The following is a 21,249-nucleotide window of genomic DNA, read 5'->3' on the forward strand; positions in this document are numbered from 1 at the left end:
CATATACACCCACAACTGAGACCCAGCAGGTCACGCACATGTCCACGGCCCCATTCCTCAAGATGAACGGGCTCGGCAACGAGATCATCGTCGCCGACATGCGTGGTCGTGCCGATCGCGTTACCCCAGCCGCCGCCGTAGCCATCAATGCCAACCCGGCCACCCGCTACGACCAGATCATGGCCATCCATGATCCGCGCACCCAGGGCACTGCCCATTATATCGAGATCATCAACTCCGATGGCTCGCTCGCCCAGGCCTGCGGCAACGGCATGCGCTGCGTCGTTCAGGCGCTCTCGGCCGAGACCGGCCAGAAGCACTTCGTCTTTGAAACCCTCGCCGGCATTTTGACCGGCGACGAGCATCCAGATGGCCTGATCACCGTCGACATGGGCAAGCCCCGTTTCGGCTGGGAAGAGATCCCGCTCGCCGAGGAGTTCTACGACACCACCGGCATCGAGCTGCAGATCGGGCCGATCGACGCGCCGGTGCTGCACACCCCGTCGGTCGCCTCGATGGGCAACCCGCACGCCACTTTCTGGGTCGAGGACGACGTCTGGAGCTACGCGCTCGATCGCTTCGGCCCGCTGCTCGAGAACCACCCGATCTTCCCCGAGCGCGCCAATATCTCGATCGCCCAGGTCGTCGCCCCTGATCACATCATCCTTCGCACCTGGGAACGTGGCGCCGGTCTCACCCGCGCCTGCGGCACGGCCGCCTGCGCCGCCCTGGTCAATGGCGCCCGCACCCATCGCACCGGCCGCAAGGCCACTGTGACCCTCCCCGGCGGCGATCTCGTCATCGAGTGGCGCGCCGACGACCATGTGCTGCTCACCGGCCCGGCCGAGTTCGAGTTCTCCGGCACCTTCGAGCCCTTCACCGGCACCTGGACCCGGGACCAGGTGGACGCCTGATGTCCATCGAAACGCTGACCTTTGGCTGTCGCCTCAACGCCTATGAAGGCGAAGTGATGAAGGCCGAAGCCGAAAAGGCCGGGCTCGACAACACCATCATCATCAACACCTGCGCCGTTACCGCCGAAGCCGTCCGGCAGGCGAAGCAAGCCATCCGCAAGGCCAAGCGCGACAACCCCGAGCGCCGCATCATCGTCACCGGCTGCGCCGCGCAGACCGAAGCCCGCTCCTTCGGCGACATGGCCGAAGTCGATCTCGTCATCGGCAATGCCGACAAGCTGAAGTCGGAAAGCTATGCCCCCATAGCATTCGGCCTGCCCCTCAACGACAAGGTCCAGGTCAACGACATCATGTCGGTCAAGGAGACCGCCGGTCATCTGATCGAGGCCATGGACGGCCGCACCCGCGCCTTCGTCCAGGTCCAGAACGGCTGCGATCACCGCTGCACCTTCTGCATCATCCCGTTCGGCCGCGGCCCGTCGCGCTCGGTGCCGATGGGCCTCGTCGTCGAGCAGATCAAGAAGCTCGTCGGCAACGGCTACCGCGAGATTGTCCTCACCGGGGTCGACATCACCTCCTACGGCCCCGACCTGCCGGGCACCCCGACGCTCGGCAAGCTGGTCCAGCAGATCCTGCGCCACGTCCCCGACCTGCCGCGGCTGCGCATCTCGTCGATCGACTCGATCGAGGCCGACCCGGCCTTTTATGACGCCATAGCGTCCGACCGCCGCCTGATGCCGCATCTGCATTTGAGCCTGCAGTCCGGCGACGACATGATCCTCAAGCGCATGAAGCGGCGGCACCTCCGCGACGATGCCTTTGCCGTGGTGGACAAGCTCCGCTCGCTCCGTCCTGACATCGTCTTCGGCGCCGACATCATTGCCGGCTTCCCCACCGAGACCGATGAGATGTTCGAGAACTCGCTCGAGTTCATCGAAACGGCCAATCTCACCTACATCCACGCCTTCCCCTATTCGCCCCGCCCCGGCACGCCGGCGGCGCGCATGCCGCAGGTGGACAAGCGCGTGGCCAAGGAGCGCGCCGCACGCCTCCGCGCCCTCGGCGAAGCCCAGTTCGAAAAGCTCGCCGCCTCCCGGATCGGCCAGATCGAGTCCATCCTGGTCGAAAAGGACGGGATCGGACGCCAGGAGCAGTTCATTACCTGTTCATTGCCCGGTCATCGGGCCGGTGAAATTGTGACAGCCCGTATTACCCATTTCGCGGATGGCAACCTCGTCGGCGAACCACTGAGGACCGCTGCCTGATGGCCGAAAAGAAAAAGGGCTTCTTCCAGCGCCTGTTCGGCGGCGGCGACACCCCGCCGCCGGCCCGCGAGCACTCGGTCGCCGAAGACCTGGAAGCCGACATCGTCCTCGACGAGGTCGTCGAAGCCGCCCCCCTCATCCTGCCGCCTGACCAGGAAATCGCCCTCGAAGAGGCAATGCACGACGCCGGCATGACCATCGAGGGCCCCGCTCCGGTGGCCCCGCCTGCACCTCCCGCTCCCCCGGAGCTCCCGGCGGACCCCGAACCCACTGTCGAAGACGAACTCGTCGCCGACATCATCCTCGACGATATCGTAGAAGCCGCGCCGCTCGTGTTGCCGCCCGATCAGGAAATCGCGCTCGAAGAAGCGCTGCACGATGAAGGCCTGACCATCGAAGCACCGGTCGAGGAATTCGCCTCCGAGCCGCCCGCTGGCCCCCCCGAGGCGACGCCCGCCTATATCGAGGAGATCGAGGAACAGCAGGCCCTCGAACCTGCACCGATCCCGCCGGTTCCGACCCCTGTCGCCCCCACCGAGCCGCCGAAAAAGCAGGGCTGGCTGCAGCGTCTCGCCTCCGGCCTGAAGCGGTCGTCCGACCAGCTCACCGGCTCGATCGCCGCCGTCTTCACCAAGAAGAAGCTCGATCAGGCGATGCTCGATGACCTCGAGGACATCCTGATCCAGTCCGATTTCGGCGTCGACATGGCGACCACCGTCACCGAGGCACTGCGCCGCGACCGCTTCGACCGCGACATCTCGTCGGACGAAGTCCGCGAGGTGCTGGCCACCGAGATCGTCAATGTGCTCGAGCCCGTCGCCCAGCCGCTCAACATCGATGCCGGCCAGAAGCCTTACGTCATCCTGATGGTCGGGGTGAATGGCACCGGCAAGACCACCACCATCGGCAAGCTCGCGAGCCTCTACGGCGCGCAAGGCAAGAAAGTGATGCTCGCCGCCGGCGACACCTTCCGCGCCGCTGCGATCGAGCAGCTGCAGGTCTGGGGCCAGCGCACCGGCGCCCCCGTCGTCACCAAGCCCGCCGGCTCCGACGCTTCCGGCCTCGCCTACGAGGCGGTGGAACGCGCCAAGGCCGAGGGCGCCGACATCCTCATTATCGACACTGCCGGGCGCCTGCAGAACCGCGATGAGTTGATGAGCGAGCTCGAAAAGATCATCCGCGTCATCAAGAAGGTCGAGCCGTCGGCGCCGCACGCCACGCTCCTCACCCTCGACGCCACGACCGGCCAGAACGCCCTTAATCAGGTCGAAATCTTCGGCAAACGTGCCGGCGTTACCGGGCTGGTCATGACCAAGCTCGATGGCACGGCGCGCGGCGGCATCCTTGTCGCCATCGCCAGCAAGTTCGCCCTGCCCGTGCACTTTATCGGCGTCGGCGAAGGCGTCGACAACCTAGAGGCGTTCGCGGCCCGCGACTTCGCCGCCGCGATCGCGAGGACTGCACAATGACCGACGACAGCAAGCCAGCCGAAGTGAACTGGCACGAGCTCCGCCCGCAGATCGTCAAGATCGCGCTCGAACTCGGCCCGCTGCTGGTGTTCTTCTTCGTCAACGCCAACTACGACATCTTCACCGCCACCGCCTGGTTCATGGGCGCCATGGTGGTGTCGCTGGTGCTCAGCTGGGTGATCCTGAAGAAGGTCGCCATCATGCCGCTGGTCACCGGCGTCGTGGTGCTGATCTTCGGCTCGCTCACGCTGCTGTTGAAGGACGACACCTTCATCAAGATGAAGCCGACCATCGTCGACACCCTGTTCGGCGTCACCCTGCTCGGCGGCCTCATCTGGGGCCAGTCGCTGCTGAAATACGTCTTCGGCGACGTCTACAAGCTGAAGCCCGAAGGCTGGCGCCGGCTCACCATCAACTGGGGCCTGTTCTTCCTGTTCCTCGCTGTCGCCAATGAGGTGGTCTGGCGCATGTTCGACACCAATTTCTGGGTGGCGTTCAAGGTCTGGGGCGTCATGCCCATCACCATCGTGTTCTCGATGCTGCAGCTGCCGCTGCTCACCAAGTACGCGCCCGATCCCAAGGAGCCCATCGAGGTCATCCCCCCGATGGACCCGCTGCCGTAATCCACCCCCGCCTGGCGGGGGAGGCGGACCACCCGAAGGGTGGTGGAGGGGGCGTTGCTGGCTCAGAGCTAGTGCTTGATCAGCTCGTCCTTGGTGACATTGAGCGTCATGCCGTCGCTCGACACTGAGTCGATCTGATCGGGCATCACGTAGCGATCCGCCTGGAACAGCCCGTCGGCATCGATCCGCACGAAACCCTGGTGCACCAGCCGGTCGCGCAGTTCGTCGGGCACGTTGTCGCTGGTGAACGCCTTGGCGATCACGTCGAACAGGTTGACGTCGTCGCGGTCCCGCCGTGGCCCGCTGGCCTCGACCTCGAGTGTATCCGGGTCATCGTCGCCGAACTGCACCCATTCGACCTTGCCGATCTCATGGTGCTCGCGATCGAACACCCGCATCCCCTGCTCGACAAAACGCAGGCTGGCACTGGTTTGCATGGCACTATCTCCTCATGGCTCCGCCGCTCGGAGCCGCGCGAGACAAATGAGGATGGCGGGGTCGGGGTTCCCGAAGCTCAGCCGGCCTTTGCCTTGTCGATCGCCGGTATCACTTCCTTCTCCAGTGATTCCAGTGTCATCGGCCCAATGTGCTTGTAGGTGATGATCCCCGCCGCATTGACGATGAAGGTCTCGGGCACGCCATAGACACCCCAATCGATCGAGGCTCGCCCGTCCCTGTCGGCGCCCACCGCATCATAGGGGTTGCCGAGTTCGGCAAGGAACGCCCGGGCATTCTCCGGCGCATCCTTCTGGTTGATGCCGATCAGCCGCACGCCCGTGCGCCTCAGCAGTTCCATCAGCACCGGGTGTTCGTCCCGGCAGGGGATGCACCAGCTGGCGAACACGTTCACCACCGTCACCTGCCCCTCGAGCAGCGACGGGATGATGCCGTTGCGGTCGAGCCCATCGACGGCCGGCAATGTGGTCGCCGGCGCCGGCTTGTTGATCAGCACCGAGCGCACGAGGCTGGGGTCGCGGTCCATGTTCATCGCGAACACGGCCACCAGCCCTACCAGCAGCAACAGCGGCAATACCGCGAGAAGAATGCGCCTCAAGTGTTCGATCCTGCCGAACGCCGCCGGATCCCGGCCTTGTCGAGATCGGCCAACCGCTGCTTCACTCGTCGTGCGTCCCACGCCACATAGGCGATGAGCCCCAGCGTCAGCACGGCGACGCCCGCATAGGCCCAGACGATGAATTCGAGATGCGCGCCTTCGCCGATCATTTGGCGGCTCCCTGCAAGGCCGCCTGCCGGCTCAGCGTCTCGGCCCGGCGGCGCAGGATCTCGGTCCGCATCCGCACCACCTGCAGCAGCGCGAACAGCAGCGTGAACGCCAGCATCATCACCAACAGCGGCGTCAGGATCGAACCGGGCATCTTGGGCCCAGAAGCAGTGAAGACGCTCGCCGGCTGGTGCAGAGTGTTCCACCAATCGACCGAGAACTTGATCACCGGGATGTTCAGCGCCCCGACCAAGGTCACGATGGCGATGATCCGCCCGGCCTTCAGCTGGTCATCGAAGGCCCGCCACAGCGCAATGATGCCGAGATAGATCAGCAGCAGCACCAGGGTCGAGGTCATCCGCCCGTCCCACTCCCAGAACGTGCCCCAGGTCGGCCGGCCCCATAGCGAGCCGGTGTAGAGCGCCAACGCCGTAAACACTGCGCCAAGCGGCGCCGCCGCCTTGTTGGCGACATCAGCCAGCGGGTGCCGCCACACCAGGGTGCCGAGCGCCGAAACTGCCATCACCCCATAGACCAGCTGGCTCAGCCAGGCGTTCGGCACGTGCACGTACATGACGCGCACCATGTCGCCCATCTGGTAGTCCTCGGGCGAGTTGAAGAAGGCGAACCACAGCCCGATGGCAAAGCTCAACCCGGTGGCGATGGCCAGCGGCCAGATCAGGTAGCGCGACCAGACAAGGAACTGCCCCGGATGCGCCAGGCGGCTGAACCAGTTGGGTTGTTTGACGGTATCGACGGACATGAACTTCGCTCTATTCCCCGGCCACGCGCAAGGCAAGCGCAGCCGCGAATGGCGAGAAGGCCGTCACCACGAGGCTGAGCGCAATGAGGAACAATGTCGCGCCACCCCCGGACAGCGGGTCCATCATCCCCACCCCGAAGATCATCACCGGAATGGCCAGCGGCAGGATCAGCACCGGTGCTATCAGCCCGCCGCGCCTGAGCCCCACGGTCACTGCGGCGCCCAGCGCTCCGAAACTCACCAGCGCCGGCGTGCCGATCAGCAATGCGAGCACGGTCTGCCCCCACTGTGCCCACGACATCGACAGCAGCAGCGCCAGCACCGGCGTCGCCACCAGCAGCGGCAGCGCCGTCACCAGCCAGTGCGCGATCACTTTTGCGGCAACCACCGCTTCGAGCGGCAGGCTTGAGTGCCGCAGCAAGGTCAGCGAGCCATCCTCATCATCGGCGCGAAACAGCCGGTCGAGCCCGAGCAGCATCGACAGGAACGCCGCGATCCACACGATCCCCGGCGCCAGCCGGCTGAGCTGCGGCCGGTCCGGTCCGATGGCGAAGGGCACGATCACCGCCACCATGATGAAGAACAGCACCAGCGTCAGCGCCTCGCCGCCGGCGCGAAACGCCAGCTTCAGGTCCCGCCCGATCAGCGCCCCGAATGCACTCATGCGCCACCCCCGAGCACCAGCGTCTCGACCGCAGCAGGATCCGCCAACGCCAGATCATGATGCGTGGCGATCACCGCTACGCCACCCCGCGCGCGATGCGCATCGATAAACCGGCCGAGCAGGGCCTCGCCCTCGGCGTCGAGCGCCGCGCTCGGCTCATCCAGCAGCCAGATCGGCCGCTCCGTCACCAAGAGCCGTGCCAACCCCAGCCGCCGCAACTGCCCCGATGACAGGTGACCGGCCTCCAGCACCCCGAGCCCGCCGATCCCCACAGCCTCCAGCGCATCGCCGACGCCCAGCCCCGTCGTCCCATTCATCTCCCGCCAGAACTTGAGGTTCTCCGTCACCGTCAGCCGCGACTTCAATCCGCTCTGATAGTTGAGCAGATGCATCGCAGTGCGCTCGATCCCCTCGATCGCCCCCGCATCCGGCCTGACAATCCCGGCCAGGGTCATCAGCAATGTCGACTTGCCCACGCCGTTCGGCCCGCGCAGCAGCAGCACCCCGCCGGGGCCGACCTCGAACCCCAGATCGGCGAACAGCAGCCGCTCGCCCCGCCTGACGGTGAGCCCGCGCACCCGCAGCTGCGGTGCAAAAGCCTCGGAAACGGGCGGCGACTGGTTCATGGCCGCCATGCCTAATGAACCCAAGTCACCACTGGCAAGCGTCATGTAGTTTCTCTATAAGCCAGCCGTAGATTGGAATCCTTCCAGTCAGACGACCTTTGCCCCCGGTCCCACGGGCCTTTTCCGGTCCGAGTTGAGCCAGGCGGCGCCTTGTAACACCAGCGCGTGAAGGCGATACCGTGACCTCGAAATCCCTCGACAGCTTCAAGTCCAGAACCACGATCACCGTCGGGGACAAGACCTACAGTTATTTCTCCATCCCGCTGGCGGAGAAAAATGGTCTGAAGGGCGTCTCGCAGCTGCCGCACTCGATGAAGGTGGTGCTGGAGAACCTGCTCCGCTTCGAGGATGGCATCACCGTCACCCGCGCCGATATCGAAGCCGTCGCCGATTGGCTCCGCACCCGCGTCTCCGAGCATGAAATCAGCTACCGCCCGGCCCGCGTGCTGATGCAGGATTTCACCGGCGTCCCCGCCGTGGTCGATCTGGCCGCCATGCGCGATGCCACCGCCAAGCTCGGCGCCGATCCGCAGAAGATCAACCCGCTGGTTCCCGTCGACCTGGTCATCGATCACTCGGTGATGGTCGACAGCTTCGGCACCCCGCTGAGCTTCCTCCAGAACGTCGATCTCGAATATGAGCGCAACGGCGAACGCTACGAGTTCCTGCGCTGGGGGCAGAAAGCCTTCGACAACTTCCGCGTCGTGCCGCCGGGCACCGGCATCTGCCACCAGGTGAATCTCGAATACCTGGCCCAGACCGTCTGGACCCGCCAGGACGAGACCTCGGGCGAACTCTACGCCTACCCGGATACGCTGGTCGGCACCGACAGCCACACCACCATGGTCAACGGCCTCGCGGTGCTCGGCTGGGGCGTCGGCGGCATCGAGGCTGAAGCCGCCATGCTCGGCCAGCCCATCACCATGCTGATCCCCGAAGTCGTCGGCTTCAAGATGACCGGCAAGATCAACGAGGGCATCACCGCCACCGACCTGGTCCTCACCGTCACCGAGATGCTCCGCAAGAAGGGCGTGGTCGGCAAGTTCGTCGAGTTCTACGGCCCCGGCCTCGATTACCTGAGCCTCGAAGACCAGGCGACCATCGCCAACATGGCCCCCGAATACGGCGCCACCTGCGGCTTCTTCCCGGTCGACGAGGACACCCTCACCTATCTCGAGACCTCCGGCCGCGACGCCGACCGGGTCGCACTGGTGAAGGCCTATTCCGAAGCCCAGGGCATGTACCGCACCACGGCCTCGCCCGATCCGCTGTTCACCGATACGCTTGAGCTCGACCTCACGACCGTCGTTCCCTCGCTCTCCGGCCCCAAGCGCCCGCAGGACCGCGTCTCGCTGGTCGATGCCGCGCCGAAGTTCGCCGAGGCGATGAAGGATCTCGCCGGCGGCCGCAAGGAGCGCACCGCGCTGCCCGAGTCGCGTGGCGAGAGCCGCTTCGTCGATGAAGGCGCCACCGGCATCGACGACATCCCCGAGGAAGCCGCCTTCCCGGTGAAGGGTGCCTCCTACGGGATCGACGACGGCCATGTGGTGATCGCCGCCATCACCTCGTGCACCAACACCTCGAACCCGAACGTGCTGATCGCTGCCGGCCTCGTCGCCCGCAAGGCCCGCGCCAAGGGCCTCACCAGCAAGCCCTGGGTCAAGACCTCGCTCGCCCCCGGCTCGCAGGTGGTCACCGACTATCTCAACGCTGCCGGCCTTTCGGCCGATCTCGACGCGCTCGGCTTCAACCTCGTCGGCTATGGCTGCACCACCTGTATCGGCAACTCGGGCCCGCTGCCGGAAGCCATCTCCGAGTGCATCAACGCCAACGACCTCGTCGCGGCCTCAGTGCTCTCGGGCAACCGCAACTTCGAGGGCCGCGTGAACCCCGACGTGCGCGCCAACTACCTGGCCTCCCCGCCGCTGGTCGTCGCCTACGCCATCGCCGGTTCGATGAATGTGAACCTGACCACCGATCCGCTCGGCACCGGTTCGGATGGCCAGCCGGTCTATCTCAAGGACATCTGGCCGACCAACCAGGAGATCGCCGACATCGTTCGCACGGTGATCACCCCCAAGATGTTCCTCGGCCGCTACTCCGACGTGTTCAAGGGCGACGAGAACTGGCAGGGCATCGCCGTCGACGGCGGCGAGACCTATCGCTGGAACTCCAGCTCCACCTATGTGCAGAACCCCCCGTATTTCGAGGGCCTGACCATGGAACCGGCGCCGGTCACCGACATCCACGAGGCCCGCGTTCTCAGCCTCTTCCTCGACTCGATCACTACCGACCACATCTCGCCCGCCGGCTCGTTCAAGGCCGGCACCCCGGCCGGCAAGTACCTGGTCGACCGCCAGGTGGCGCCCAAGGACTTCAACTCCTACGGCGCCCGCCGCGGCAACCACGAAGTCATGATGCGCGGCACCTTCGCCAACATCCGCATCAAGAACCAGATGGTCCCCGGCGTCGAAGGCGGCTTCACCAAGGGCCCGACCGGCGAAGTCATGGCGATGTACGACGCCGCCATGGCCTACCAGAAGTCCGATACTCCGCTGGTGATCTTTGCCGGCAAGGAATACGGCACCGGCTCGTCGCGCGACTGGGCCGCCAAGGGCACACGCCTCCTCGGCGTCCGCGCCGTCATCGCCCAGAGCTTCGAGCGCATCCACCGCTCCAACCTCATCGGCATGGGCGTGTTGCCGCTGCAGTTCGCCGACGGCGAGAGCTGGCAGACCCTGCATCTCGACGGCACCGAGACCGTCTCGATCGAGGGTCTCACCACGCTGACCCCGCGCTCCACCGTCAAGGTGAGGATCGTCCGCGCCGATGGCCGCGTCGAGGAGATCTCGACCCGCTGCCGTATCGATACGATCAATGAGCTCGAGTACTACCAGCACGGCGGGATCCTGCACTACGTGCTGCGCAACCTCGTCGCTGCCTAGGCAGTTGCCGGCGCTTCGATGAAATAGCAATTGCCCGCGGTGCGGACTTCGAGCCGCCCGTGGGCAAAGGCGAATTCGGTGACGGCCCGGCGCACCGGCAGCAGGTATCCCATGAACTGATGGTGCTCGAGGCCGGGGTTGAACTCCCAGTCGTCGCCGGCAATCGTCGCGCCCGGGAACAGGTGGAAGGCCAGCGTCAGGTCGTCATAGCATCCATGGAAGGTGTGCATCCCGTCGATGTAGATCAGGTCGGGCTTGAGCCCCATCGCGAACAGCTGGGGCAGCCCTTCGCCGGAGGTGGCGCGCAGTGGCAGCAGCCGGTCGCGCCATTCCCAGTTGAGGCTCATGAACACCCGGTAGTAGGAAAGCCCGTCCGCCTCTGCATGGGTGGCGATCTGCGGCCATTTCTTGCTGATATGCCGATAGTTCGCCGGCCACGGATCTATGGTGATCACCTGGGCATCGGGAAACTGCCTCAGGAAAAAGCGCGTGCTGCCGCCCAGTTCGCCGCCCACCTCCACGATGGTCTTGATCGGCTCGGTCCGGCTGGCGACGATCGCCTCGACCAGTTCGGCAAGTCCGCCGGTGGGCCGTCCGACCTCCGCCTCGCCCGCAAGCGCGGGGATGGGCCGTTCGGCGGGCCAGGTCTCGCGCATCGTTCCGTGGAGCTTTGCCGCGGTATCGATCATCGTGTCCATCGGGGCATCCTAGCAGGGTTCGCCGGCGAGCGTCGTTAAGCCACCCTTTCGCCAGTCCCGGGGATTGCGATCGGGTTTGCACCCCTGCAAACGCAACTGGGCGCGCCCAGTTCCCGGGACTTTCCGGCACTTTTCCCCATCACGTAAGCTCGCGCCGATTTGACTCGCGCGGGACAAATGGCGTGCCTACAACCGTTGCCATGCTTTTTAGACAGTTACTTTGCGGCGCCTCCTTTTCGCTTGCCCTGATCGCTCCAGCCCTCGCCGGCGAGATCAAGCTTGCGCCCAAGGCCGTGCTCGAGCTGTTCACCTCGCAGGGCTGCTCGTCCTGCCCGAAGGCCGACGCCATGCTCGACGAGATGTCGAAACGCCCCGATGTCGTCGCCCTCGCCTACCACGTCGACTACTGGGACTATATCGGCTGGGAAGACACGTTCGGCGCCAAGGAGAACTCGCAGCACCAGCGCGACTATGCCGAGAGCTGGGGCTCCTCGCGCATCTTCACCCCGCAGCTGGTAATCAACGGCAAGGGCGGCCTCGTCGGCTCGAAGCGTGACGCGGTCAACACCGCGCTTGGTGGCGCCACCCTGCCGCTCGACGTCAAGCTCGTCGCCGCCGCCGACGATATGCTGCAGGTCTCAGTGCCGGCCAACGCGGCGCATGGCGACGCCATGATCTGGCTCGTCACCTTCCTCGATCGCGCCGATGTCGCCATCGAGCGTGGCGAGAACGAAGGCAAACACGTCGCCTATTCGCAGATCGTCACCGGCCGCCAGGTGCTGGGCATGTGGAACCACGAGACCGGCGCCGAGCTGACGCTGCCGCTCGCCGAAGCGTTGACCGGCCGCTCCAACGGCGCCGTCATCCTCATCCAGGAAGACCGCGACGGCCTCCCCGGCCCCATCCTCGGCGCCGCCAGCTTCACCCGCTGACCCCCACCGACCTCCCGTCAGCCTTCAGCTAGTCCCGGGCCGGGGCGGGGCGCCTCGCCGCCATAACAAAACTCCCGCCAGCTTGCGCAGGCGGGAGGAGAATGACTGTGCATGTAAGAGGCGGCCGGCAAACGAGCATCGTGGTTTGGGGGCTCGGTCAGCCCGCTTGCCGGCCACTGGAGGCAATATGGATAAGGTGCCGGGCCAATCTGGCGCCAAGTGGGAGGGATTGTGACCGAATTGGGGATTCTACGTTAACCACTGCGGCAGGTGCTTACGTCGTCACCACGGCGTAACGCCGATGCATCCCGACCGGCTTGCCAAGCGTTGCGAATGACGCGATCATGACATTGAGGTGACGAGGCGAGGAATGGTGGACGAACCCGAGCAGCTTGGATCAGGGCTTCTCATCGATTTCGCGGCAGCCGCGAGCCCTGGTCCTGCAGAGCCCCAACCGGCCAACCACAACCGCTTCGTTCCGGCGGTTAGCTTCGAGCGCAAAGAACTCCAGACCATCCTTAACCTCTATGGCCGCAAGGTCGTCGACGGCGAGTGGCGTGACTATGCGATCGACTTCCTGCGCGACCGCGCCTTGTTCTCGATCTACAAGCGCGCCTCCGAGCGCCCGCTCTACGTGGTCGAGAAGAACCCAAAGCTCCGTCTCAAGCAGGGCCAGTACATGGTGCTGAGCCAGGACGGCCGCATCCTGAAGCGCGGCCACGACCTGTCGACGGTGCTGCGCGTCCTGGAACTCGCCCTCGTCAAATGATCACCGTCCGCCCGGCCGAGCCGGCGGATGCAGCGGCCATGAGCGCCGTGCTCACCGCCTCGATCCGCGACCTCTGCACCACCGATCACCGCAACGACCCCGAAATCCTCGCCGGCTGGCTGCGCAACAAGACGCCCGAAATGGTGCTGCGGATGTTCGACAACCCGAACGCCCAGTTGCTGGTCGCCGAGCATGACGGCGAGGTCGCAGCCGTCGGCTGCCTCAACGGCACAGACGAGATTGCGCTCAACTACGTCGCCCCGGGCCACCGTTTTGCCGGCGTCAGCAAGGCCCTCCTGGCCGACATGGAGGACCGCATCCGCCAGGCTGGCGCTACCCGCGGCAAGCTCACCAGCACCGGCACAGCCCGGCGCTTCTACCTCGCGTCAGGCTGGCACGAAGCCGGCCCCTGCGAGGCCGATCGCGGCATGGTGTGCTACCCAATGGAAAAGCCTCTCTAGAGGGCCTTCTGCATGTGGACGATATCCAGCCAGCGGGCGAACTTGTAGCCCACTGCATCGTAGCGCCCGACATGGCGGAACCCGGCCTTCTCGTGCAGCCGCACCGAGTTCGCCCGCTCAGCGGTAATCACCGCGATCATCTGCTTGAACCCCGCCGCCCGGCTCTGCGCCATCAGCTCGTCGAGCAGCCGTCCGCCGATCCCCTGCCCCACCGCATCCTGCGCTAGGTAGATCGAGTCCTCGCAGGTGAACCGGTACGCGGCGCGCGGCCGGTAGAACGAGGCATAGGCATATCCGAGCACCCTGCCGTCCCGTTCGGCGATGATCAGCGGATGGCCCAGCGCCTTCAGCTTGCCGAAGCGCTCCGCCATCTCGGTCTCGCCCGGCGGCTCCGTCTCGAACGTGATCACCGTCTCCTCGACATAGGGCCGGTAGATGGCCGTGATCGCCGGGATGTCTGACCAGGCGAACGGGCGGAAGACGACGTCGGACATTGAGAGCTCGCTGCAAACGAAAGGGCCGCGATCTCTAGTAGATCGCGGCCCTTCAAACTTCCAATCAGACTTGCTGATTGCTGGGATTATTCCCGGTTGCCGAACAGGCGCAGCAGCATCAGGAACAGGTTGATGAAGTCGAGGTAGAGGCTGAGAGCGCCCATGACGGCGGTCTTGTGCAGCACCTCGGCGCCATAACCCTCGTTGTAGCCTTCCTTGATCTTCTGCGTGTCGTAGGCGGTCAGGCCCACGAAGATCAGTACGCCGATCGCCGAGATGGCGAAGTCGAGCATGCTCGAAGCAAGGAAGATATTCACGATCGAGGCGATGATCAGGCCGATCAGGCCCATGATCAGGAAGTTGCCGATGCTCGTGAGGTCACGCTTGGTGGTGTAGCCGTAGAGGCTCATCGCGCCGAACGTTGCCGCCGAGATGAAGAACACCTTGGCGATCGAGGCGTCGGTATAGACCATGAAGATCGACGAGAGGCTCAGGCCCATCACGGCCGCGAACACCCAGAACAGCAGCTGCGCGGTCGCGCCGGACAGCTTGTTGATGCCGAAGCTCAGCACCAGCACGAAGGCCAGCGGCGCGAAGGCGATCACCCACATCAGCGGCGACGTATAGAGCAGTGCGCCCCACGAGGTGAGCATCGTGCCATTGGTCAGCTGCGCCACAGCCTGGCTCGGGTCGGTGGTAGTGGCGAAGGAGTTGCCGAAATAGGCAACAAGGCCGGTCACCACCAGACCGATGCCCATGTAGTTGTAGACCTTCAGCATGTAGCTGCGCAGGCCCTCATCGATGGCCGCGGCGGTTCCGGCCCGCTGAGCGGCGATAGTCGGACGGTCGAATTCAGCCATGACGAAATTCCTTTTCCTGGCGACGTGACGGGGCGCTCCTCCGAGCCACTGCCGTCGATCACACAATATGAGGGCACGCCCTGGCGAATACAAGACTTCGGGATCCCACCTTAACGTTCCGTAATGTCGCAATTCTTCAACGGTTTATCCGAGCCTTTTCGCCTCACGGCGCAGCCGCTTTACCACGCTGTGCTGCGTGTCTTGCGGGAGCCATCCTCCGTCGCTACGTTTCTTGTGTAGATGAGCGCGAATCACGTGGCTCACAGCGGCAAAGGGAGGGTCGATTGCCCAGGCTCTTTACCGGAATCGAGGTCCCTCCAGAGGTGGGCCTCGCCCTCTCGCTCAAGCGCGGAGGCCTGTTCGGCGCCCGCTGGATCGACACCGAGAACTATCACATTACCTTGCGCTTCATCGGCGACGTCGATCACCATGTGGCGAGCGAAGTCACCGACATGCTCGACCGCCTGGCCGACAGCGAGGCCTTCACGGTCAAGCTCGATCACCTGGGTTCGTTCGGTGGCAACACCCCCCGCGCCCTGTTCGCCGGCTGCTCCGCCAATGCCGCTCTCTTACGCTTGCAGGCGGCGCAGGAGCGGGTGCTGCAACGCTGCGGCCTCGCGCCGGAAGGCCGGAAATTCGTGCCGCACGTGGCTTTGGCCCGGCTCCGCGGCGTCTCCGCCGAGGAAGTCGCGAGCTTCATCGCCTTTTCCGGCCGCTTCACCCCGCTCGAGTTCAAGGTCGGTCGCTTCGTCCTGTTCTCGAGCCGTGACTCGGTCGGCGGCGGGCCCTATCTGGTGGAGCAGAGCTACCCGCTGGCGGCGTGAGCGTTAACGCTTCTTTCACCATGCGGGCCCAAACAGGATTTTCGGCGATTTGCCCTGTCAAATTGCCGACAAGATTGCCGCTAATGTCGCGACTTACTCAAAATGCGCGACCGGTTTGAGACCTTGGTAACCATGCCATGGCAGGATGCCCAGGTGCTGGTTGCGCAACTTCGGACAAGGATGTTCGGGCGATGACATCATCTCGTTTGGCGCTGGCAGGTCTCGTTGCCGGAAGCCTCTGCCTCGCACTGGCGGCCGTGCCGGCCTCAGCGCAGGAAATCAAGCAACTGGGGACCTTCAAGGCGTGGACCGCCTGGACCGGTACCGATGCCAATGGCGCCATGTGCTACATCTCGGCCTCGCCCGATGACTGGACCCCCAAGGAAGTGAACGGCAGCCCGGTGCGGCGCAGCCCGATCCATTTCCTGGTGATCAACCGCAAGGGCCTGGGCACCAAGAACGAAGTGCAGACCCAGGTCGGCTACCCGTTCCACCCCACCAATGCCACCGTCACTGCGACGGTCGACGGCAAGACCTTCCCCATGGTCACCGAAGGCGAAGCCGCCTGGCTCGCCGTCGAGGCGGACGAAGCGACCTTCGTCGAAGCGCTGAAGGCGGGCACTAAGCTCACCGTCAACGGCACCTCGCAGAAGGGCAACAAGATGTCCGACAGCTACAGCCTGTCAGGCGTCACCGCCGCCCTGGGTGAAATCAACAAGGCCTGCAGCTGAGCGGCGTGAAACCCCGCGCCCTTCTGGAACGTTCGGCGATTGAACCCATCAGGCTTTGCCTGCTACCAACCGCCGAACTGTTGAGGCCCTGCTCATGAAACTCCGCGCTCTCGCTGCCCTCGCCACGCTGACCGTGCCCTTGCTGGCCGGCTCAGCCATGGCGCAGTCGGTGAAGCTGCTCGGCGAGTATCGCGACTGGACCGCTTACACCGCCACCGAGTCGACCGGCCCGGTCTGCTTCGCACTGTCGCGGCCCACTGAAGTCACGCCCAGCCCCGACGATTTCACCGAGGCCTGGCTCTACCTTACCAATCGCCCCTCGGAGAGCGTCAGCAACGAGCTCAACCTCGTTGCCGGCTTCATGTTCGCCCCGGACACCACGGCCACTGCCACGGTCAGCGGCCAGAGCTTCGAGCTGTTCACCGAAAAAGACGCCGCCTGGCTGCAGAACCCGAGCGAGAACGAGAACCTCGCTGGTGCGCTCCGCGCCGGCTCCTCGGTCGTCATCGAAGGCACCAGCGACAAGGGCATCCGGATCACCGAAACCTTCTCGCTGAGCGGCGCCACCTCCGCCAGCCGCGCCATCGAAGACTGCACCGGCTAATCCCTTGATCCTCCCCCGCGTGGCGGGGGGGACCAGCGAAGCTGGTGGAGGGGGCCACCACCCACTCGGTGCAAGCCAGCCTCCCACCGCCGTGTTTTGCGCGATCCGTGCTACTATGTTATGTGCCGCGCCCTGAAACGCTCGGAAGCCGCCGCCCGCACATGTCCATCGCCCTCGACCTTGACCATCATGCCCACGTCGACCGCCCGAAATCCGGGCGGACGTCGCTCGTCGGCCTGATGAAGCCCGAGCTGCGCGAGACGCTGATGGGCATCGGCCTCGACGAGCGCGAGGCCAAGATGCGTGCCTCCCAGCTGTGGAACTGGATCTACCACAACGGCGTCACCGACTTCGACCGGATGACCAACATCCAGAAGGGCTTCCGCCAGAAGCTCGCCGACACGTTCCTGCTCGATCGCCCCGAGATCGTCACCGAGCAGGTCTCGATCGACGGCACACGCAAGTGGCTGTTCCGCTTCCGCGATCCCAAGAATCCTCTGCTGCCGCCTGTCGAAGTCGAGACCGTCTACATCCCCGAGGAAGACCGCGGCACGCTCTGCGTCTCCTCGCAGGTCGGCTGCACCCTCACCTGTTCGTTCTGCCACACCGGCACGCAGAAGCTGGTGCGCAATCTCACCGCCGGCGAGATCCTCGGCCAGATCCTGATGGCGCGCGAGCGCCTCGGCGATTTCCCCGGCGGCGTCCGCCCCGATGACGGCGGCCTCGTGCCGGCGCCGCGCGGTTCGGGCGGCTCCGAAGGCGACAGCCGCGCCATCACCAATGTGGTGATGATGGGCATGGGCGAGCCACTCTACAATTACGACAACGTCAAGCAGGCCCTGCTGATCGCTTCGGACGAGGCCGGTATCTCGCTGTCGAAGCGCCGCATCACCCTCTCCACTTCCGGGGTCGTGCCGTTCATCGAGCCCACCGGCCGCGAGATCGGCGTCATGCTGGCCATTTCGCTCCATGCAGTGCGCGACGAGTTGCGCGACATGCTGGTGCCGATCAACAAGAAGTATCCGCTGAAAGAGCTGATCCAGGCCTGCCGCGACTATCCCGGCCTGTCGAACGCCCGCCGCATCACCTTCGAGTACGTGATGCTCAAGGACATCAACGATTCCGACGCCGACGCCCGTGAGCTGGTGCGCCTCCTTGCCGGCATCCCGGCCAAGATCAACCTGATCCCGTTCAACCCCTGGCCCGGCACCAACTACGACTGCTCGTCGTCCTCGCGCATCGAGCGCTTCGCCGACATCGTCAACAATGCCGGCTACGCCAGCCCCGTCCGCACCCCGCGGGGCCGCGACATCTTCGCCGCCTGCGGGCAACTGAAGAGTGAGACCGAGCGGCTGACCAAGAAAGAGCGCGACGCGCTCACCGCCTGACATCTTGGCGAGCCGCTAAACCCCGTCTAGGATCGTCTAGCCGCGTTCAGAGCGCGGCACCCACGGCGCGGTGCCCGTCGGCACGTCTGATCCGATCCCCAATCGGTGACGCCTCCCAGCAAGGAGTCCAGCCGATGCCCATCGACATCAAACGCATGCACCCCGGCGACGAACTCGATTTCACCGAGATCGCCCCCGACGTCTTCGACGAGCCCATCCATCCCGAGCGCCTCGAAACCTACCTGCTCGAGCCCGGCCACCTGATGCTCCTCGCCTTCGACAACGGCGTCGTCGTCGGCCAGTGCGCCGCCGTCATCCACCATCATCCCGACAAGGCGACCGAGCTCTACATTGACGAGGTCGGCACCGCCTCGACCCACCGGCGCCAGGGCATCGCCACGCGCCTGGTGTCGGCCATGTTCAGCTGGGGCAGCGAGCTGGGCTGTCGCGAAGCCTGGCTCGGCACCGAGCTCGACAACCTCGAAGCCAACGGCCTCTACCGCAAGATCGGCGGCACCGGCGATGCAATGATCTACTACGAGTTCGAGCTCTAGCCCCGCCATTGCGCTACGACTGAGGGTGATAACAGGGAGAACGAAATGTATGTGTTGCACATCGAGCATTCGGTTCCCGACTACGACACCTGGCGCCGCCAGGGCTTCGACAGCGATCCGCTAGGGCGCCGCCAGATGGGCGTACTGCGCCATCGTGTCGGCCGACATGCCGACAATCCCAACCACGTCATGATTGAGCTGGAGTTCGCAACACGCGAAGCCGCCGAACGAATGACGGCAGCGCTCCGGCAGATGTGGGTAGGGGCCGAAGCGCGCGGCCTGATCCATACGCCGCAGCTGACGAGCTTCGTTCTGGTCGACAGCGTCGACTATTAGCCCGTCACTCCTCGCCGCGGATCCACTCGAGCTTGTGCCGTCCGACGCCTGGATCGCCCAGCAACTGCGCCAGCGCCGGCAGCAGGATCCGCAGTTCCGCTTCCAGCGTGAACGGCGGGTTGACCAGGATCATGCCCGAACCGTGCAGCCGCGGCGGGTTCGATGCCGGCCGGATGCTGACCTCGGCGCGCATCATCTTCGGAATGCCCGTATCGCGCAGCGCCGAGATGAAATCGTGCACCGCCCGCGTGTCCTTCAGCGGATACCACAGCGCGTAGACCCCGGTGGCGAACTTGCCATGCGCCTTCACCAGCCCGTCGACGATGCGCTCGAACTCGCCGCGCTCCTCGAACGGCGGATCGACCAGCACCAGCCCGCGCTTCTCCTTGGGCGGCACATGCGCGTTGAGCGACAGCCACCCATCGAGATGGATCACCCGCACCTGCACGTCACCCTCGAAGAGCTTGCCCAGCCGCTCCGCATATTCGGGGTGCAGTTCCAGCGCCGACAGCCGGTCCTGCGGCCGGAACAGTTTGCGCACCAGCAGCGGCGAACCCGGATAGGTTTCGAGCTTGTCGCCCGGGTTCAGCTCGGCCAGCACCTTGAGATACGGCTCCGCCAGCGCCTGCGCCTTCTGCGGCAGGCCGCCCTTCAGCACCTTGCCTATACCGTCGATCCATTCCGGCGAGCGCTTGGCAATTGCCCCGGTCAGGTCGTACTGCCCGATCCCCGCATGCGTATCGATCACCCGAAACGCCGCGTCCTTCTTCTTCAGGTACTCGACCAGCCGCGTAACGATGAGATGCTTCATCACATCGGCGAAGTTCCCGGCGTGGAAGGCGTGGGAATAGTTCATCAGTGGCGCGCCTGCGCCGTGAGGATGGTCGTGGCGAACGCCGTGAAGATGCCCGCAAAACTCCAGTTCAGTGCCTTCTCGACCCACTTGGTGCGCTTGAACGCCGCGGCGATCCATTCGGCCGCATAGACGGTCAGCACGGCGAGCGGGATCGAGATGACGATGAACTCGGCACCGAGGAAGAACAGCTTGCCGCTCGCAGCCGGGTCATGCGCATCGACGAACTGCGGCAGGAACGTCACGAAGAACAGCACCACCTTGGGGTTGAGCAGGTTGATCCCCACGCCGGTCATGTAGCTCTGGCGCAGCGTCGGTGCCTTCTTGGCCGCCGCGGCAAGCCGCAGGCCGCCGCCATGGACGATCGCCTGCCAGGCGAGCCAGATGAGGTACACGGCCCCGACGATCTTCAGCGCCAGGAACAGCGCCGGCGCCGCAACGATCAGCACCGAGATGCCGAGCGCCGCGAGTGTCGTATGCACCAGCACCCCGGTCATCGCGCCGGCAGCGCAAGCCAACCCATGTGCCCGGCCGTAGTTGATGGCCCGGCTCAGCTGCAGCGCCATATCCGGGCCGGGAGTGATCGCAAGGATCACGCCCGCAAGCGCGAAGGCGAGGATTACGGCAAGGTCGGGAATGAAAGCGGGCATGGGGACCTCGGCAGGGAGAACTCGGCCGAGCAATGGCATGCCGCAGTCGGATTGGCCAGCCGCCTCACCCCAGCGGCAACTCGTGGCTGCGCTTGATCGTCTCCATCGGCACGTCGGTCTTGACGCTCTGCACGCTCGGGATGCGCGCGAGGTGATCCGACTGGAAGCGCCAGTAGGCGTGGAGGTCCGCCGTCACCACCCGCATGATCGCATCGCACTCGCCGGTGGTGAGATAGCACTCGACCACCTCGGGGAACTGCCGCACCGTCTCGGCGAATTTCTCGGTGACGGTCGAATCCTGCGTCTTGAACCAGACCCGCACGAACACCGTCAGCCCCAAGCCCACTTTCGGTCCATTGAGAACCGCGACATACTTGTCGATGACCCCGGATTCCTCGAGCAGCTTCACCCGGCGCAGGCAGGGCGAAGGCGACAGCCCCACCTCGTTGGCGAGCTCGACATTCGACATCCGGCCGTTGCGCTGCAGGGCATTCAGGATCCGGCGGTCGATGGCATCAAGCACTTCTGGCACTTTGCGCTGCTCCTGCACCAGCTATTGGCATTATCTGCCACAAACTGCGCCAGTAGTGACGTTTTCGCAAGG

Annotated in this window: 26 protein-coding genes; 14 read left to right on the forward strand and 12 right to left on the reverse strand. The window is 65.1% G+C overall.

Annotation, left to right across the window (positions count from 1 at the left end):
• The first annotated feature begins 38 nt into the window (after positions 1-38).
• Genes dapF through AC1DYL_RS10330 form a run of 4 tightly spaced genes read left to right on the forward strand, consistent with a single transcriptional unit; the run spans position 39 to position 4,271 of the window.
• Positions 39-914 carry a diaminopimelate epimerase gene (gene dapF / locus AC1DYL_RS10315; protein WP_477173061.1) on the forward strand — a complete coding sequence of 292 codons (876 nt, stop codon included), beginning with the start codon at positions 39-41 and terminating at the stop codon, positions 912-914.
• Complete coding sequence (mtaB, locus tag AC1DYL_RS10320; protein WP_477173062.1) at positions 914-2,179, forward strand: tRNA (N(6)-L-threonylcarbamoyladenosine(37)-C(2))-methylthiotransferase MtaB; 1,266 nt, start codon at positions 914-916, stop codon at positions 2,177-2,179. The genes dapF and mtaB overlap by 1 nt, the downstream gene beginning before the upstream one ends.
• Entirely contained in the window at positions 2,179-3,648 is a 1,470-nt protein-coding gene (gene ftsY / locus AC1DYL_RS10325; protein ID WP_477173063.1) for a signal recognition particle-docking protein FtsY, read from the forward strand. Before mtaB ends, ftsY begins: the two co-directional genes overlap by 1 nt.
• On the forward strand, positions 3,645-4,271 hold the full coding sequence (locus tag AC1DYL_RS10330) for a septation protein A (protein WP_477173064.1): 627 nt from the start codon (positions 3,645-3,647) through the stop codon (positions 4,269-4,271). The genes ftsY and AC1DYL_RS10330 overlap by 4 nt, the downstream gene beginning before the upstream one ends.
• 68 nt (positions 4,272-4,339) lie before the next feature.
• Here AC1DYL_RS10330 and AC1DYL_RS10335 read toward each other — a convergent pair whose 3' ends face one another.
• From AC1DYL_RS10335 to ccmA, 6 genes are all read right to left on the reverse strand, one after another.
• Positions 4,340-4,708, reverse strand: a complete 369-nt coding sequence (locus AC1DYL_RS10335; protein WP_477173065.1) for a hypothetical protein — start codon at positions 4,706-4,708, stop codon at positions 4,340-4,342.
• A 77-nt stretch (positions 4,709-4,785) separates the two neighbouring features.
• Complete coding sequence (locus tag AC1DYL_RS10340) at positions 4,786-5,334, reverse strand: DsbE family thiol:disulfide interchange protein (protein ID WP_477156377.1); 549 nt, start codon at positions 5,332-5,334, stop codon at positions 4,786-4,788.
• Positions 5,322-5,495, reverse strand: a complete 174-nt coding sequence (ccmD, locus tag AC1DYL_RS10345; protein ID WP_477148425.1) for a heme exporter protein CcmD — start codon at positions 5,493-5,495, stop codon at positions 5,322-5,324. The genes AC1DYL_RS10340 and ccmD overlap by 13 nt, the downstream gene beginning before the upstream one ends.
• Positions 5,492-6,256, reverse strand: a complete 765-nt coding sequence (locus AC1DYL_RS10350; protein WP_477173066.1) for a heme ABC transporter permease — start codon at positions 6,254-6,256, stop codon at positions 5,492-5,494. The genes ccmD and AC1DYL_RS10350 overlap by 4 nt, the downstream gene beginning before the upstream one ends.
• A gap of 10 nt (positions 6,257-6,266) precedes the next feature.
• Positions 6,267-6,920 carry a heme exporter protein CcmB gene (ccmB, locus tag AC1DYL_RS10355; RefSeq protein WP_477173067.1) on the reverse strand — a complete coding sequence of 218 codons (654 nt, stop codon included), beginning with the start codon at positions 6,918-6,920 and terminating at the stop codon, positions 6,267-6,269.
• On the reverse strand, positions 6,917-7,591 hold the full coding sequence (gene ccmA, locus AC1DYL_RS10360) for a heme ABC exporter ATP-binding protein CcmA (RefSeq protein WP_477173068.1): 675 nt from the start codon (positions 7,589-7,591) through the stop codon (positions 6,917-6,919). The genes ccmB and ccmA overlap by 4 nt, the downstream gene beginning before the upstream one ends.
• 134 nt (positions 7,592-7,725) lie before the next feature.
• On the opposite strand from ccmA, the gene acnA reads away from it, so the two are divergent.
• Positions 7,726-10,491, forward strand: coding sequence for an aconitate hydratase AcnA (gene acnA, locus AC1DYL_RS10365; protein WP_477148429.1), 2,766 nt, complete (start codon positions 7,726-7,728; stop codon positions 10,489-10,491).
• Here the strand turns inward: acnA and AC1DYL_RS10370 are convergent.
• Positions 10,488-11,189 carry a class I SAM-dependent methyltransferase gene (locus AC1DYL_RS10370; RefSeq protein ID WP_477148430.1) on the reverse strand — a complete coding sequence of 234 codons (702 nt, stop codon included), beginning with the start codon at positions 11,187-11,189 and terminating at the stop codon, positions 10,488-10,490. The genes acnA and AC1DYL_RS10370 overlap by 4 nt on opposite strands.
• A gap of 182 nt (positions 11,190-11,371) precedes the next feature.
• Between AC1DYL_RS10370 and AC1DYL_RS10375 the strand changes: the two genes are divergently transcribed.
• From AC1DYL_RS10375 to AC1DYL_RS10385, 3 genes are all read left to right on the forward strand, one after another.
• A complete protein-coding gene (locus AC1DYL_RS10375) occupies positions 11,372-12,121 on the forward strand; it encodes a DUF1223 domain-containing protein (RefSeq protein ID WP_477173069.1) in 750 nt (249 codons plus the stop codon).
• Positions 12,122-12,491: 370 nt separating this feature from the next.
• Positions 12,492-12,890, forward strand: coding sequence for a DUF2794 domain-containing protein (locus tag AC1DYL_RS10380; protein WP_477156057.1), 399 nt, complete (start codon positions 12,492-12,494; stop codon positions 12,888-12,890).
• Between the two features lie 38 nt (positions 12,891-12,928).
• Positions 12,929-13,351 carry a GNAT family N-acetyltransferase gene (locus AC1DYL_RS10385; protein ID WP_477173070.1) on the forward strand — a complete coding sequence of 141 codons (423 nt, stop codon included), beginning with the start codon at positions 12,929-12,931 and terminating at the stop codon, positions 13,349-13,351.
• Here AC1DYL_RS10385 and AC1DYL_RS10390 read toward each other — a convergent pair.
• Positions 13,348-13,845, reverse strand: a complete 498-nt coding sequence (locus AC1DYL_RS10390; RefSeq protein WP_477173071.1) for an N-acetyltransferase family protein — start codon at positions 13,843-13,845, stop codon at positions 13,348-13,350. The genes AC1DYL_RS10385 and AC1DYL_RS10390 overlap by 4 nt on opposite strands.
• 86 nt (positions 13,846-13,931) lie before the next feature.
• Complete coding sequence (locus tag AC1DYL_RS10395; protein WP_477148435.1) at positions 13,932-14,705, reverse strand: Bax inhibitor-1/YccA family protein; 774 nt, start codon at positions 14,703-14,705, stop codon at positions 13,932-13,934.
• Between the two features lie 284 nt (positions 14,706-14,989).
• Between AC1DYL_RS10395 and thpR the strand changes: the two genes are divergently transcribed.
• The 6 genes from thpR (at position 14,990) to AC1DYL_RS10425 (ending at position 19,142) form a co-directional block, all read left to right on the forward strand.
• Positions 14,990-15,529 (forward strand): RNA 2',3'-cyclic phosphodiesterase, encoded by a 540-nt coding sequence (thpR, locus tag AC1DYL_RS10400; RefSeq protein WP_477148436.1) that lies wholly within the window; start codon positions 14,990-14,992, stop codon positions 15,527-15,529.
• Positions 15,530-15,720: 191 nt separating this feature from the next.
• On the forward strand, positions 15,721-16,260 hold the full coding sequence (locus AC1DYL_RS10405) for an invasion associated locus B family protein (protein ID WP_477148437.1): 540 nt from the start codon (positions 15,721-15,723) through the stop codon (positions 16,258-16,260).
• A gap of 94 nt (positions 16,261-16,354) precedes the next feature.
• Entirely contained in the window at positions 16,355-16,864 is a 510-nt protein-coding gene (locus tag AC1DYL_RS10410) for an invasion associated locus B family protein (protein WP_477173072.1), read from the forward strand.
• Between the two features lie 161 nt (positions 16,865-17,025).
• Complete coding sequence (gene rlmN / locus AC1DYL_RS10415; protein ID WP_477148439.1) at positions 17,026-18,252, forward strand: dual-specificity RNA methyltransferase RlmN; 1,227 nt, start codon at positions 17,026-17,028, stop codon at positions 18,250-18,252.
• A gap of 89 nt (positions 18,253-18,341) precedes the next feature.
• On the forward strand, positions 18,342-18,806 hold the full coding sequence (locus tag AC1DYL_RS10420) for a GNAT family N-acetyltransferase (protein ID WP_477148510.1): 465 nt from the start codon (positions 18,342-18,344) through the stop codon (positions 18,804-18,806).
• 45 nt (positions 18,807-18,851) lie between these two features.
• Entirely contained in the window at positions 18,852-19,142 is a 291-nt protein-coding gene (locus AC1DYL_RS10425; protein ID WP_477173073.1) for a hypothetical protein, read from the forward strand.
• A 4-nt stretch (positions 19,143-19,146) separates the two neighbouring features.
• On the opposite strand, the gene AC1DYL_RS10430 is transcribed toward AC1DYL_RS10425, so the two are convergent.
• The 3 genes from AC1DYL_RS10430 to AC1DYL_RS10440 all read right to left on the reverse strand — a co-directional run bounded on the left by AC1DYL_RS10430 (position 19,147) and on the right by AC1DYL_RS10440 (position 21,177).
• A complete protein-coding gene (locus tag AC1DYL_RS10430) occupies positions 19,147-19,998 on the reverse strand; it encodes a 23S rRNA (adenine(2030)-N(6))-methyltransferase RlmJ (protein WP_477173074.1) in 852 nt (283 codons plus the stop codon).
• Positions 19,998-20,645: a LysE family translocator gene (locus AC1DYL_RS10435; RefSeq protein ID WP_477173075.1), complete on the reverse strand. Its 648-nt coding sequence runs from the start codon at positions 20,643-20,645 to the stop codon at positions 19,998-20,000. The genes AC1DYL_RS10430 and AC1DYL_RS10435 overlap by 1 nt, the downstream gene beginning before the upstream one ends.
• Positions 20,646-20,709: 64 nt before the next feature.
• Positions 20,710-21,177, reverse strand: coding sequence for an Lrp/AsnC family transcriptional regulator (locus tag AC1DYL_RS10440; RefSeq protein WP_477173076.1), 468 nt, complete (start codon positions 21,175-21,177; stop codon positions 20,710-20,712).
• Positions 21,178-21,249 lie beyond the last annotated feature (72 nt).

The organism is Devosia sp. P1_H9 (genome assembly GCF_056405135.1).